Origin of the sequence: Faecalibacterium prausnitzii, assembly GCF_049532945.1 — a bacterium.
In the GTDB taxonomy this organism is placed as follows: domain Bacteria; phylum Bacillota; class Clostridia; order Oscillospirales; family Ruminococcaceae; genus Faecalibacterium; species Faecalibacterium prausnitzii_N.
In genome coordinates this window covers 2,153,383-2,163,910 of the sequence record NZ_CP186691.1, presented here as the reverse complement: position 1 = coordinate 2,163,910, position 10,528 = coordinate 2,153,383, and the positions used below count along the sequence as shown (strand labels likewise).

General features: G+C 49.5%; 23 protein-coding genes and 1 tRNA gene. All 24 read right to left on the bottom strand.

What is annotated here, in order from left to right; genetic code table 11:
• Nucleotides 1–19: 19 nt before the first annotated feature.
• The 24 genes from ACNQFG_RS10780 to ACNQFG_RS10665 all read right to left on the bottom strand — a co-directional run bounded on the left by ACNQFG_RS10780 (nucleotide 20) and on the right by ACNQFG_RS10665 (nucleotide 10,375).
• Nucleotides 20–310 carry a hypothetical protein gene (locus tag ACNQFG_RS10780; protein ID WP_423404901.1) on the bottom strand — a complete coding sequence of 97 codons (291 nt, stop codon included), beginning with the start codon at nucleotides 308–310 and terminating at the stop codon, nucleotides 20–22.
• A 156-nt stretch (nucleotides 311–466) separates the two neighbouring features.
• Nucleotides 467–1,018: a hypothetical protein gene (locus tag ACNQFG_RS10775; protein ID WP_118552948.1), complete on the bottom strand. Its 552-nt coding sequence runs from the start codon at nucleotides 1,016–1,018 to the stop codon at nucleotides 467–469.
• The gene (locus tag ACNQFG_RS10770) at nucleotides 1,015–1,548 is read right to left on the bottom strand and encodes a hypothetical protein (protein ID WP_423404900.1); all 534 of its coding nucleotides are present in this window, start codon (nucleotides 1,546–1,548) and stop codon (nucleotides 1,015–1,017) included. The genes ACNQFG_RS10775 and ACNQFG_RS10770 overlap by 4 nt, the downstream gene beginning before the upstream one ends.
• Nucleotides 1,529–1,696: a histidine kinase gene (locus tag ACNQFG_RS10765; RefSeq protein ID WP_118552946.1), complete on the bottom strand. Its 168-nt coding sequence runs from the start codon at nucleotides 1,694–1,696 to the stop codon at nucleotides 1,529–1,531. Before ACNQFG_RS10765 ends, ACNQFG_RS10770 begins: the two co-directional genes overlap by 20 nt.
• Nucleotides 1,697–1,818: 122 nt before the next feature.
• Nucleotides 1,819–2,805: a DUF6353 family protein gene (locus ACNQFG_RS10760; RefSeq protein ID WP_423404899.1), complete on the bottom strand. Its 987-nt coding sequence runs from the start codon at nucleotides 2,803–2,805 to the stop codon at nucleotides 1,819–1,821.
• 18 nt (nucleotides 2,806–2,823) lie between these two features.
• Nucleotides 2,824–3,438: a hypothetical protein gene (locus ACNQFG_RS10755; RefSeq protein WP_423404898.1), complete on the bottom strand. Its 615-nt coding sequence runs from the start codon at nucleotides 3,436–3,438 to the stop codon at nucleotides 2,824–2,826.
• A gap of 70 nt (nucleotides 3,439–3,508) precedes the next feature.
• Nucleotides 3,509–3,841 carry a hypothetical protein gene (locus ACNQFG_RS10750; protein WP_423404897.1) on the bottom strand — a complete coding sequence of 111 codons (333 nt, stop codon included), beginning with the start codon at nucleotides 3,839–3,841 and terminating at the stop codon, nucleotides 3,509–3,511.
• A 98-nt stretch (nucleotides 3,842–3,939) separates the two neighbouring features.
• Complete coding sequence (locus tag ACNQFG_RS10745) at nucleotides 3,940–4,722, bottom strand: DUF6353 family protein (protein WP_423404896.1); 783 nt, start codon at nucleotides 4,720–4,722, stop codon at nucleotides 3,940–3,942.
• A gap of 63 nt (nucleotides 4,723–4,785) precedes the next feature.
• Complete coding sequence (locus ACNQFG_RS10740) at nucleotides 4,786–5,010, bottom strand: hypothetical protein (protein ID WP_423404895.1); 225 nt, start codon at nucleotides 5,008–5,010, stop codon at nucleotides 4,786–4,788.
• A 67-nt stretch (nucleotides 5,011–5,077) separates the two neighbouring features.
• Complete coding sequence (locus ACNQFG_RS10735) at nucleotides 5,078–5,242, bottom strand: hypothetical protein (RefSeq protein WP_423404894.1); 165 nt, start codon at nucleotides 5,240–5,242, stop codon at nucleotides 5,078–5,080.
• 2 nt (nucleotides 5,243–5,244) lie between these two features.
• Entirely contained in the window at nucleotides 5,245–6,063 is an 819-nt protein-coding gene (locus ACNQFG_RS10730; protein ID WP_423404893.1) for a DUF6353 family protein, read from the bottom strand.
• A 14-nt stretch (nucleotides 6,064–6,077) separates the two neighbouring features.
• A complete protein-coding gene (locus ACNQFG_RS10725; protein WP_423404892.1) occupies nucleotides 6,078–6,290 on the bottom strand; it encodes a hypothetical protein in 213 nt (70 codons plus the stop codon).
• Nucleotides 6,291–6,356: 66 nt separating this feature from the next.
• Nucleotides 6,357–6,584 (bottom strand): hypothetical protein, encoded by a 228-nt coding sequence (locus tag ACNQFG_RS10720; RefSeq protein WP_423404891.1) that lies wholly within the window; start codon nucleotides 6,582–6,584, stop codon nucleotides 6,357–6,359.
• 67 nt (nucleotides 6,585–6,651) lie between these two features.
• Nucleotides 6,652–6,879, bottom strand: a complete 228-nt coding sequence (locus tag ACNQFG_RS10715; RefSeq protein ID WP_423404890.1) for a CTP synthase — start codon at nucleotides 6,877–6,879, stop codon at nucleotides 6,652–6,654.
• Nucleotides 6,880–6,909: 30 nt separating this feature from the next.
• Nucleotides 6,910–6,979 (bottom strand) — tRNA-OTHER (locus tag ACNQFG_RS10710).
• 53 nt (nucleotides 6,980–7,032) lie between these two features.
• The gene (locus ACNQFG_RS10705; protein WP_223381374.1) at nucleotides 7,033–7,218 is read right to left on the bottom strand and encodes a hypothetical protein; all 186 of its coding nucleotides are present in this window, start codon (nucleotides 7,216–7,218) and stop codon (nucleotides 7,033–7,035) included.
• 392 nt (nucleotides 7,219–7,610) lie between these two features.
• Entirely contained in the window at nucleotides 7,611–7,901 is a 291-nt protein-coding gene (locus ACNQFG_RS10700) for a hypothetical protein (RefSeq protein ID WP_423404889.1), read from the bottom strand.
• Nucleotides 7,902–8,020: 119 nt separating this feature from the next.
• Nucleotides 8,021–8,278 carry a DUF2442 domain-containing protein gene (locus ACNQFG_RS10695; protein WP_423404888.1) on the bottom strand — a complete coding sequence of 86 codons (258 nt, stop codon included), beginning with the start codon at nucleotides 8,276–8,278 and terminating at the stop codon, nucleotides 8,021–8,023.
• Between the two features lie 15 nt (nucleotides 8,279–8,293).
• Nucleotides 8,294–8,560 (bottom strand): DUF4160 domain-containing protein, encoded by a 267-nt coding sequence (locus ACNQFG_RS10690; protein WP_423404887.1) that lies wholly within the window; start codon nucleotides 8,558–8,560, stop codon nucleotides 8,294–8,296.
• 74 nt (nucleotides 8,561–8,634) lie between these two features.
• The gene (locus tag ACNQFG_RS10685; RefSeq protein ID WP_423404886.1) at nucleotides 8,635–8,877 is read right to left on the bottom strand and encodes a hypothetical protein; all 243 of its coding nucleotides are present in this window, start codon (nucleotides 8,875–8,877) and stop codon (nucleotides 8,635–8,637) included.
• Nucleotides 8,878–9,050: 173 nt separating this feature from the next.
• Complete coding sequence (locus tag ACNQFG_RS10680; protein WP_118552934.1) at nucleotides 9,051–9,455, bottom strand: hypothetical protein; 405 nt, start codon at nucleotides 9,453–9,455, stop codon at nucleotides 9,051–9,053.
• 39 nt (nucleotides 9,456–9,494) lie between these two features.
• Nucleotides 9,495–9,746 (bottom strand): hypothetical protein, encoded by a 252-nt coding sequence (locus ACNQFG_RS10675; protein ID WP_223381366.1) that lies wholly within the window; start codon nucleotides 9,744–9,746, stop codon nucleotides 9,495–9,497.
• Between the two features lie 95 nt (nucleotides 9,747–9,841).
• Nucleotides 9,842–10,072: a hypothetical protein gene (locus tag ACNQFG_RS10670; protein ID WP_423404885.1), complete on the bottom strand. Its 231-nt coding sequence runs from the start codon at nucleotides 10,070–10,072 to the stop codon at nucleotides 9,842–9,844.
• A 156-nt stretch (nucleotides 10,073–10,228) separates the two neighbouring features.
• The gene (locus ACNQFG_RS10665; RefSeq protein ID WP_423404884.1) at nucleotides 10,229–10,375 is read right to left on the bottom strand and encodes a hypothetical protein; all 147 of its coding nucleotides are present in this window, start codon (nucleotides 10,373–10,375) and stop codon (nucleotides 10,229–10,231) included.
• Nucleotides 10,376–10,528 lie beyond the last annotated feature (153 nt).

Here is a 10,528-nt window from a genome sequence, read left to right as displayed (position 1 = left end):
CCTTTCTACGAGGTCTGTGTCAGACTTCTTTTTTGTCGATGCTGGCATTACCGTCGCAGCACTCGTCATTCGTCGGCCGCTGCTCTTCAAAGAGACGCGTCTCAGCGTTCCGTGCGCGCTCCTCTGCTTCCTTGCGCTTCTTTTCACTCTCCCCCAGCATCGTGCAGGCCTTCATGCTGAGCCATGCCAGCCCGATGATGACCAGATTCTTGCGCATGCACTTGCCGTTCAGGCGGCGGATGGTGTGGTTGGCCACCTCCAGCGCAGCCTTGCTGTTGCTCAGGTCGATCAAAATATCAGTCAGTTCCATTGTCAATTTTCCTCCAGTAATTCGGGTCAGCCAGAATCAGCCGACCAATGTTATTCTCGTCTCGACACGCCGTGATTCGCAGCATCACATGGGAATCGTCGAGTATCTTCTCAACGAATCCTTCCATAGGGATGCAGATTTTTGATTCATATGTCATCAAAACTCGTTCTCATTCAGATATGCCATCAGCTGATACCAAATATCAATCTGGCGCATATCTTCGGTCGGATGGGAAAGTGTAAAGAGTCCGCCTGCACCGTTCGGCTGGTAGTCTCTACTGTCGAATCGGTCCAGAATAAATTCAGCCCGATCCTCGCTGAAGCGGCTGTCGTCCATCGCAGCAAGGCCCAGGCTGACCACCATGTTCCAGAACCACTGGCCCACGCGGTTGCCAGCCGTCACATCTTCCATGATGTGTTCCTCCACACGGAGCGCGAGGCCCACCATCATTTCCAGCATACTGCATGGCTCACCGCCGAATGCCGCATCGATCTTCGCATACGGAATATCATTCTCCGTTGCAAATCGGTAACGCAGGTTGCTTCCATCCGTTGCCCGGCAGACGTCCATCTCGCATGCCGGGATGAATCTGCGGTTGTAGAGGAACATCAGCAGCCGGTGAAACGACAGGTTTCGCGGCTCCCATTCCCCGCAGACAATCTTATAGAGCCAGTCATAATACTGCTCTGTCAGCTTCGAAAAAGTCATTCATCTTCCTCCGATAAGACGTTTGCCCAGCACTGCTGAGCCTGAAGGATCTCATAGTCCTTGTGATAGTTGTTGTTCCGCACATGGATCATGCTCGGCGCAAACTCACCAATGTGCTTCAGCGCCTCCGTACCGATGAGCGTCGGAATATCATCCTCGTCCACCGATTTCGATTCGCCATCGAAAACCAGTGCGCCGTCCGCGTAATAGGTCAGGAAACTCGTCTCGTAATCATCGTTTTCGCCAAAGTGGTCCGGCTCGATAATCTCGATTGGCTCACAGGTGGCAATGGCTTCCGGGTCCGACTCGGTGCGGTACTTCCCGGCCAGCTGCTCAAAGCTCTTCTGCGTCGCCTTTTCTTCGATCGTCTGGTCCATCTCAGCCTCTTTCTGCTGGTAGTGCTCGCGGACATCCTCGATCTGATGGTCAGCGTACTCCTGATACTTTTTCAGGAGCATCCTGTGCATAAAGTAGGCGCCGCCCACAAAGCCCGCTGCAAATATCAACACGTCACGAATGGTCTTGTTCATCGTCTTCTCCTTTGATGCTCATCATGGTAAAAGCCAAACCGCCAAAGAAAAGGGAGACACTCATCAGAATGCCTCCCACGACATGGCGCTTGCGTTTGGTATCGGTCAGATAGTCCAGAAACAGAAACATATTTTCCAAACTGTCCATAACACCCTCACTCCGAAAGAACCGCCAGACCGGATACGAAACAGACTCCGGCCATGGCAGCAAAAACGTAAGAAAGTCTTTTCACGAATCTGGTCATAGCGTATTCCTCCAAAATATCAGTCTCAGATCTTGTCGATGATCGGGCCGTCGCAGTTGAACCGCAGCATCACCGAGCGTTCACCGCCGCTGATGAAGCTGTTCAGAGCGTCGTCGCCCTCCACGTAGCTGGTGACGCCAAAATCCACATGGTTCTGCCGGGTCGGATCGTTCGGGTCATAGATCCAGCCCACGATCTGGCCTTCGGGCGTCTTCATGGTCACACCGCCGTGGGTGCCGATGCTGCTCAGAACGTCGTTCAAGAACAGATGCCCCTGCGTGCGCAGACGCTTGTTCGCAGCCTGCTCCATCAGGAACAGGTAATTCCGGTTCAGCATATTGTCCGGCTGCCAGGTGTCCACCGTCTCGTCAAAGATGCAGGTGTAGGGGCTGGTGTGTGCCATGGCGACGTCCTTGTACTCCTTGATGGCCTCCTCAACGCCCTGCTCGTTGGTGTTCTTGCTCTCGATCTCCACGGCTTTGATGTTGTGCTCCAGTTCCTCCTGCACACGGCTGCCAAAGCGGTCTCCCACGCGGGTCTTGTATTCGCTGAATGCCTGATCCAGCGCGATATAAGCCGCCGTCAGGCTTGCATTTCGCTTGCTCATAATGTGGTGCGAGCCGAACATGCAGCCCAGCGAAGCTGCACCAAGGCCGACCGCAGGCGCGTAGACCTTGGCCAACTTCAGGCCGGTCTGGATGTATGCCGTGGTGATGTCCTTCTTGAACTCCTTCTCGGTGTAGCTCTCGCCTTCGTCCAGCTGGAGCTCACCGTTTTTGATCTGGTCTTTCGCGGCGTGAATGCTCTCTACCGCTGCATTGTGTTCAGCGAGAATATCCTGCGCCTTGATGGTCGCCTTGCAGGCCAGAACCGTCGCAGTTACGCCGCCGATGGCAGCGCCCGCGATCATGATGGTCGGGCTCGCCTTCTTCAGCTTATAGCCGTACTTGGATGCCGTGCGGGTCACAGTGGCCATGATCTCGTCTTTTTTGATGCTTTTCAGGAACTTCATAAATATCAATCCTTTCTATCAGTGCAGCGGTACGGGCTTCGGCAGAACCAGACGGAAGCCGCCCGGAATCCCCTTGATGTATGCCTGATCCAGCATATACCAGCCGTAGTTGTAGTCTGTCGGTTCGTTGGAAACGCCCATCAGGTCCCACAGGTCGCCCACGGTCACCTGCTTGTAGTCGCGGAGGGCGTTGTACATCTGGTTCAAAAGATCATCCACATCGCCACGGCGTTCGAAGTCGAGGTTCTGCAAACTCCGGCGCATCGGCGGGTTCGGATTCCCCGGCCGTCCGTTCTGACTGCCCGAATAATAGCGGTCATAACTGTTCCGCTGGGATGCAGAGCCGGAATATCCACCCGAACTCCCGCGGGAGCGGTCTTCGCCCCAGAGTGCAATGCTGATCGCCGAGTTGAAGATGCTCCACAGGCCGTTTTTGACCATCGGGACCAGATACTCCATCACGATGCGGTCTTTCACCGTTTTGAGGTCTTCCGCCAGAAAATCATTTGCGATCTTCTGAATGTCGTTCTGTTCCTTGACGGTCACCTTACCCTTGACAACCTTCTCAAACTTTTTCTTCGGCTGCTCCGGCTTCTGGCCAATGCTGGACTTCGGCATATCTACTTGTGCCATAGTCTACCCCTTTCAAAAATAAAAAAAGTAAGAGCCTACGATTTCTCGTAAGCTCTCGCTTCATTAAACATTACTTTTCCTCAGAAGTTTCCTCGATGTCCTCATCAACGGTTTCCTCTTCAGGAACTTCTTCCGTGATCACCAGTGGATTGCGCAGATGGATCTTCTTCTTTGCCTTCTTCGGCTTCTGCTCATCCTTTGCCTCCTTCTTGGCCTTGTGCTTCTTGTGCAGACCGTACAATACGGCTGCGCCAACGCCCACAGCGCCAACAATGAGTCCAAAGTTCGAACCAGAATTCGAAGACTGCTCCGTGTTGATTATCTCAACGCTCTCCTCCGGAACGACCTCAACAGAAGTCTCGTTCTCCATAGTAGTCTCGTTCATGTTCTTCATTTCGTCCATTTTTGTTACCTCTCTTTTATTAAAGTTCATAATGTCGGAGTATTACCTCCATAAAGGAAGATGAATTTTTCGCGTCTGGCCGCGGGATGTCGAAAATATCAATACCCCAGCCACTTCGGCGGCGTCGCATAATCGAGCACCAGACAGGGCATCCCGTCCTCATCCAGCTTCGAAGCATAGAACGTCTCGATCTCCAGCGTCGTTTCGGTATCCCAGCCGAGCAGATCTCCGTTCCGGTTGTGCTCCATGCCCAGATAGTCGAACAGGTCGTTTTCGGTCACCCGGAAGTCACTGAGCAGCTGCTTGTTTGCACCGTTCAGGGCGCGTTCCAGTGCGTTCTTGCTCGTCCAGATATAATTCCCGGACAAGCTCTCCCAGCATTTGACCCGCTGGTCATAGGAAATATCATCCTTTTTCAGCCCTTTGGCCACCGGAATATGCTCCGGCTCCGGGCATTTTGCCATTTTCTCAAGGCTCACTGCTTCTCGGATCTCCTGCTCTTTTTCCTTACCAATGGTCTCCACGACCTTGTCCTGGTAGGTCTTCAGCGCAGATTCCGACAGTGTGCAAGCCGCTGCCAGTGCTGCATTCCGGCGTTCATCCACATGGATGGCCCCAATGGTGCATGCAGCGCTCAGGCCCATGCTCACCGCCGTCGGAATATAAACCGGGCCTGCTGTCTTGATGATGGTCTTTGCATCGAGCTTTTCGACACCCAGTTCCTTCTTTTTCTCATCCAGCAGGATCATGGCCTTCGGGGTGGCCGTCACTGCAAAATAAACGGACGTGATGCCGCCGGTAATGGCCAGTCCGCCCAGGATCTTGGATGCGTTCCGGCTCACGCTTCTCCGCGCAGCCTTTGCAAATGTTTTCAGGTTCATGTTCGTACCTCCGTAAAATATAAAAAGAAAGAGCCTACGATTTCTCGTAAGCTCTCGCCTTTTTCAGATGTGTCCATTCTGCTTCAAATTCTCGAAGCGGATTTCTGTTTCACGCTGATCATCACGCTCCAGTTGAATCCGGTAACGGATATATTCGTACAGTCTGGTCGGCTGCTTCTTCAGATAGTGATACAGCCCTGTAAAGCCGTATCCCACTGAACGTACAACTGCCTTCAGTACGCGTACCATTGCCTTGTCCATCTTTGCATAATAGTCATGATCGTACATAAATATCAATCTCCTTTATTTGTCAGTTTGGATTTCTCTTCCATAAGGGAGACTGTATTTTTCGCGTTTACAAGTTCTTTTTCGCAAGCTGACGGCGCACTTCTTCCTGCACCATGTCTTGCAGTTCCTCTTCGCTGCGCTGGTCCTCGATAAGGTCATGCCCGAAGCCCAGAATAGCACTTGCAGCCATCATTGCCACGGATGCCACCTTCCACCAGTTGATCTTATTCATATTCATTCTCCTTTTTTCTCGCAGTAATCCGCATAGGGATCATAGTTGGTATAATTCTCGATGGGCGGCTGGAATGCATCCACGTAGTAGACTTCAAGGCCGTCGTCTGTTGTCTGCTTGTAATACCGGAAGTCGATCCAGTAATATTCCCATTCATTTGCCAGATAATCCATCGACCAACCAGTTGTGTCCCCTTCCGGCAGATAATCCAGTCCGAGGTAATTATAAAGGCTGTTCATGGATGCCTCGCCATCCAATGCAAAGTCGCGGTTCATATGGTAGAACGCATCTGTCAATTCCACCTCTGTGGCATGGAAATATCTTTTTGAGATAGGCTCGTAGCAGAGCAGTTTTTCCTCTGCCATCTTGTCACGAACTTCAGGCAGCTTTTCTTCGCTGATCTGCTCCTGAATTTCTGCTTCTTTTTCCAGCCCGATGTTCTCAATCACCTTCTGCCGGTAGGTCTGATACGTCCTTCCCAGCGCCATGTAGGCCGCAGTCAGGCTTGCAATCTGCTTTTTGTTCAGCGCATTGGAGCTCAGAATACACGCAATGGTGCCGCCGCCCAGAATTGCAGCCGGGACGTATGCTTTCCAGCATATCAGAGCGATTTGTTTCTTTGTCGGTGGCTCCTCCACAATGCCCTGCTCATCTTCGTTGTATTTTCGCAGCGCTTCATCCACTTCGAGCAGATGCTTTGCCTTCGTGGTTGCCCGCCCGGTCTCGATGGCCGTCGCCACGACGCCCACGGACGCCGCCACTGCCAGAATAGTCCCGCCATGCTTGCGCAAGAATCTCGCGCATGTTTTTGTCAGTTTCATTGTCTGACCTCCCATCACAAAATGATTTCACCGTAGAGAAGTTCATAAAGTCGATTGGATGCGGACAAATAGTTTTCGTAAATATCTGCGTCCGCACACATGCTCATGCAGTCCTCCGCGTTTTCCACCTTGGAATAGATCTGCTCAAGGCGTTCTTTGAGCGCCTGAAGTTCACTTTTCGTTGCCTGGTCCGTGCAGCTTTGAATAATGTCGTCCAGTGTTTTCATGATGTTCAACCTCCATTTTGAAAAAATAAAGAGCCTACGATTTCTCGTAAGCTCCATTTCGATTAGTTACTTTCTCTTCATTTTCTCCAAAAGTGCTTCCCTTGTCGAATCAAATACCTTCAGGTTGCGCTTGCAATACCTTTTGTGAAACGTATCGTCCAGTTCATGTGCCGCCTGCATGTGGCCGTATTCTACCAAATCGCCCCATGCGCACGCCATACTTACTGCGGCGAGTACGTCAATCACATAATAAGCTGCAACGCAACCCGCAATTGCTCCAATCAATTTCTTCATAGTTTTGTACCTCCAAAAATATAATTCTGAGACTAATCATCTCATAAAGCATCGAGAAATTTTCGCGTCACAGTATGTCGATACTCCTCAGAATATCCACAAGATCCTTCTTGCTCATCTCAGCGTCGATATCCAGATGCACGTGAACTTTTTTCTCGTTCTCGCTGTATCCGGCAGAAATATCATTGAGATCGACGTTCACGCCGTCATATCCCTGCTTACGGATCGCATTCCGAACCGCGTCCGAAATAAGCCCACGCAGAAATGCAGACCGGATGTGCATAATGTCCTCCATGATGTAGTACCTCCAAAAATATAAAAATGAAAAAGAGAATGGGCCTCGAACCCATAACCTCCACCCGAAAGTGGCGCTCTACCAATTGAGCTATCTCCTCCATAAAGGCATCTGAAATTTTCGCGTCTGAAAAAGATAAGAGGGCGTGATCTTTCAGATATTGTCCTCTTCCTGATTGCTCTCTTGCATCTCTTTCAATGCCTTCTTCTCGTTCCACTTTGCCCATGCTGCAAATGTGCCCAGGATTGCCAACGACAATCCCATGCCAACTCCGCAGCACTTAAAATAAGTACCCCAAGTCCAAGGTTTGTTCATAAAGTTCTTAATAGCTTTCATCATAGTTTTTCTCCTTTCAATGTAAGCCCTCTTACCTCCATAATAGAAGCTGAAATTTTCGCGTCTGAAAAAAGAAAGAGCCCATGTTTTCGCATCAGCTCTTCTCCGGGACGACCCAACTCAAGTTGTGTATAACCGGTCTATCGTGAAATATCAGTCTTTCGACGGCCGGAATGCCCGACACAACAACCATACAATAAGCGTTACAATTGCCATTGCTATTGCTGTCATGATCATCTGCCCAACCGTAATCGAATAATTCCAAATTTTCTTAAAAATAGATTCTTTCATATTACTTCTCCTTTTTTCTGGGCCTTTGTCCCATAAAGCACGGAGAATTTTTCGCGTTTGGACAAAAGAAAAGAGCCTACGATTTCTCGTAAGCTCTTGCCTTATCAAACGATATCTCTATCTCTCTGTTTTACCTTTACGCTTCCAATTGCGCCTACCAGTTTCAACAGTTCAAAATCACGCACCATACCTGCAAAGTCTATCATGTCAACTTCAGCTTCCCAGTTTGATCGCACTCCGTTAGGTCCTCCACAGGAACCAAGCCAATGCATCTTTCGGTCAATTTCCTCCCGATTCATTTTGCTGTTCCGATGGATTACCTCCTTCAGAATGCTCCCACTGTTGCTTCCGCCAGCAATAGCCTTTACAACGATCGTCATTTTGTGTCTCAGCATAATAGTTTCTCCTTTCATGTAAACACAGAAATTCTCGTTTCCATAATAGGAGCTGAATTTTTCGCGTTATGGCAAAAAGAAAAGAGCCTACGATTTCTCGTAAGCTCTTTCGCAAAATATCAAGCTGTTCTCTTTATTTCGATGCTATTCTCATATAGCTCGTGGGGTGCGACATCCTGACCTTCTGGCCATTCGATACCGCTTCCGTCAGGCAATAGTTCCACTCTGTTGAAATATCCATCATTTTGTAGCATGCTGTACCAAGAACCTGTAGCATAGGGAGCAACATCGAACAGTCTTACTTCTCCGGTTTCATAGTACAGTCGTAATTTCATCTGAGCAATCGGCTCAACTTTTGTCAGTCTTGGTTGCAGCATCTAAAATCACGCTCCTTACTTCAGGGGATCAATGCGGAAAAACTGTTCGCCGTTGCTCAACAGCTTCCAGTTCGCCGCTAGATCGTCTTTATGGATCTCCATCCATGCATCCAAGAGTTTCATCTGACTGCGCGGGATCTTTCCTTCGAGAACAGTTCCGTCCAATGCAACAACAACTTCTTGCCCAGAATACTCAGCGTGGATGTGCGGCATATTATGTTTACCACCCATTTCTCGATACATCCGGACAATAATTCCGTAGAACATACATAATACAGGCATCCTAAAACACCTCCCTATCTTATTATACCAAATGGGACTATAAAAATAAAGAGCCTACGATTCTTTACATGTGCTCAAATCAAACTCCTGTCAAATACAGTCTCCCACCGTTCCCGCTTGATGGGCTTCATTCGCAATGCCCACATGATCTGGCGTACGGTCACGGTCGGATATTCTCCATTTTGATTTCTGCGCCCGGCATGGCTGTCGAAATATTCTCTGAATCCCCGCCGCAGATAGATCTTGTCGGTCAGCCATGGGTCGATGGCACTCCAGTAGGTCGATTTTGTCTTCTCGTTGAATCGCTGCTGGATCACACATAGCCCCCTCGCACCTTCCTTGTAAAGGGTACACACACGATACACCGGATGATTGCACCGGTAAACGCTCCCGTAATAACTCGTCCATTCATTGGGCGGCACTTCATGATATCGCATAAAAAATAAAGAGAGCCTGCGACTTTCGTCACAGACCCTCCTCGGTTCCTCCTTTACCTTCTGTCTGTAAAGCCTCTCTTGATCTCGTGTAAACCTTCACGCATTGCTCCGGAAAGCTGCGTCACACCGCCAGCCTCGCAGATCGACCAGTATACGGTCATCCCAATCGTGCCGACAAACGTCAATGCCTGCATCCCCAACTTTGCGATCTCAAGGTGACGCGCCTTCGCAGCCTTCTCCTGATCATTGATGACTTCCTGCTCTTTTCGCCTCTCGTCATCCGTTTTCAGGTTTTGGTCGCTCTCCTGCGCCTCGCCCTTGAGCTGCATGTCGTACAGCTTCAGTGCCGTGTTTGCCGCCGAATTGTACTCGTCCGTACCCGGTTCCAGGTCTTTGAGTTTCGCCAGCGATTGCTTCGCCGCTTCCATCAGCAATTCTTTGTTTTCGTAAGATTCCATTGATTTTCTCCTTTACAAAGTAAATTAGAGTTTCCTCCATTAAGCAGAATGTTTTTCTCGCGCCGAGATGCTCCGGACGTTCAACAGCACATGGTCCCGTCCCCGGATGTCATCCGGCGTCGTGTCCAGGTCCAGAAACATGTAATTCGGTGCGTCCTCGTCTCCCGGTGCGATCACAAGGTCTCCAACATCGTTCTGGCTCTCGCTCAGCTGGAAACCGATGGCCACGCCGATCAGAAGCCCCATCCCAAAGATCAGGACAGCAAAGATCATACCAAGTTCAGCGTTCATTTTGAAATCTCCTTTGTACCACTATACCTGTGTTTACGGTCGTCTGCGTGATGAAAAAATAAAAGAGCCTACGATTTCTCGTAAGCTCTCACGCCTTAGATGTCTTTGCGAATCATAAAGAGTTCGCCATTCGATACAATTACTCGAACCATTCCACGGCAGCGGATACGGTCGATCGCAACATTGTAAGCTGCTCGTGCTGCCTCACTCGTAGCGTAGTCATGTTCCACAAACATCACTTTGCTCCGGCTTTCGATAAACACGCGCAGTTTGTCCGTCGCATCGACATATCCTCTGTCGTACTTTCTCTTATTCGTCTTGCTCATAATATCAATCTCCTTTCGAATTCCGGAAGACATCTCTTCCATAAAAGAAACCGATTTTTTCGCGTTATTTCGCAACATTCTATGCTAGGTTAGAAAAATTCTATGTAAAAAGAAAAGAGCGTATGTTTCCATACGCCCGTTTTCCGGTAGAATCCATCAGCGGATACCACACCGAACATCATTCAGCATGAGGAGTTCTTCTCCTTCGTTCCAGCCAGCATACGGGTCGCTCATCGACTCGTCAAATGCCTTCAGGATCGAATTCATCATTTCCTCAAAACCATTCACAATATTCTTCAGCATAGTAGTTTCCTCCTATAATTGGTTTATTTCTTCCATAATAGGAGCTGAATTTTTCGCGCCTGCGTAAAAAATAAGAGCCTGTGTTTCCACAAGCTCCAATTTGATCAGTGCTTCTTCTTTGTTCTGCTTTTCACCTCGTTTGTCTTTGCTCCG

Excerpts from the sequence above, each read along its gene's own strand:
- ACNQFG_RS10720 (WP_423404891.1), bottom strand. The coding sequence starts at position 6,584 with ATGAAGAAATTGATTGGAGCAATTGCGGGTTGCGTTGCAGCTTATTAT.
- ACNQFG_RS10755 (WP_423404898.1), bottom strand. The coding sequence starts at position 3,438 with ATGGCACAAGTAGATATGCCGAAGTCCAGCATTGGCCAGAAGCCGGAG.
- ACNQFG_RS10700 (WP_423404889.1), bottom strand. The coding sequence starts at position 7,901 with ATGCTGAGACACAAAATGACGATCGTTGTAAAGGCTATTGCTGGCGGA.
- ACNQFG_RS10695 (WP_423404888.1), bottom strand. The coding sequence starts at position 8,278 with ATGCTGCAACCAAGACTGACAAAAGTTGAGCCGATTGCTCAGATGAAA.
- ACNQFG_RS10715 (WP_423404890.1), bottom strand. The coding sequence starts at position 6,879 with ATGGAGGACATTATGCACATCCGGTCTGCATTTCTGCGTGGGCTTATT.
- ACNQFG_RS10745 (WP_423404896.1), bottom strand. The coding sequence starts at position 4,722 with ATGAACCTGAAAACATTTGCAAAGGCTGCGCGGAGAAGCGTGAGCCGG.
- ACNQFG_RS10765 (WP_118552946.1), bottom strand. The coding sequence starts at position 1,696 with ATGGACAGTTTGGAAAATATGTTTCTGTTTCTGGACTATCTGACCGAT.
- ACNQFG_RS10730 (WP_423404893.1), bottom strand. The coding sequence starts at position 6,063 with ATGAAACTGACAAAAACATGCGCGAGATTCTTGCGCAAGCATGGCGGG.
- ACNQFG_RS10780 (WP_423404901.1), bottom strand. The coding sequence starts at position 310 with ATGGAACTGACTGATATTTTGATCGACCTGAGCAACAGCAAGGCTGCG.
- ACNQFG_RS10735 (WP_423404894.1), bottom strand. The coding sequence starts at position 5,242 with ATGAATAAGATCAACTGGTGGAAGGTGGCATCCGTGGCAATGATGGCT.
- ACNQFG_RS10775 (WP_118552948.1), bottom strand. The coding sequence starts at position 1,018 with ATGACTTTTTCGAAGCTGACAGAGCAGTATTATGACTGGCTCTATAAG.
- ACNQFG_RS10750 (WP_423404897.1), bottom strand. The coding sequence starts at position 3,841 with ATGGACGAAATGAAGAACATGAACGAGACTACTATGGAGAACGAGACT.
- ACNQFG_RS10770 (WP_423404900.1), bottom strand. The coding sequence starts at position 1,548 with ATGAACAAGACCATTCGTGACGTGTTGATATTTGCAGCGGGCTTTGTG.
- ACNQFG_RS10740 (WP_423404895.1), bottom strand. The coding sequence starts at position 5,010 with ATGTACGATCATGACTATTATGCAAAGATGGACAAGGCAATGGTACGC.
- ACNQFG_RS10680 (WP_118552934.1), bottom strand. The coding sequence starts at position 9,455 with ATGGAATCTTACGAAAACAAAGAATTGCTGATGGAAGCGGCGAAGCAA.
- ACNQFG_RS10705 (WP_223381374.1), bottom strand. The coding sequence starts at position 7,218 with ATGATGAAAGCTATTAAGAACTTTATGAACAAACCTTGGACTTGGGGT.
- ACNQFG_RS10760 (WP_423404899.1), bottom strand. The coding sequence starts at position 2,805 with ATGAAGTTCCTGAAAAGCATCAAAAAAGACGAGATCATGGCCACTGTG.
- ACNQFG_RS10670 (WP_423404885.1), bottom strand. The coding sequence starts at position 10,072 with ATGAGCAAGACGAATAAGAGAAAGTACGACAGAGGATATGTCGATGCG.
- ACNQFG_RS10675 (WP_223381366.1), bottom strand. The coding sequence starts at position 9,746 with ATGAACGCTGAACTTGGTATGATCTTTGCTGTCCTGATCTTTGGGATG.
- ACNQFG_RS10725 (WP_423404892.1), bottom strand. The coding sequence starts at position 6,290 with ATGAAAACACTGGACGACATTATTCAAAGCTGCACGGACCAGGCAACG.
- ACNQFG_RS10690 (WP_423404887.1), bottom strand. The coding sequence starts at position 8,560 with ATGCCTGTATTATGTATGTTCTACGGAATTATTGTCCGGATGTATCGA.
- ACNQFG_RS10665 (WP_423404884.1), bottom strand. The coding sequence starts at position 10,375 with ATGCTGAAGAATATTGTGAATGGTTTTGAGGAAATGATGAATTCGATC.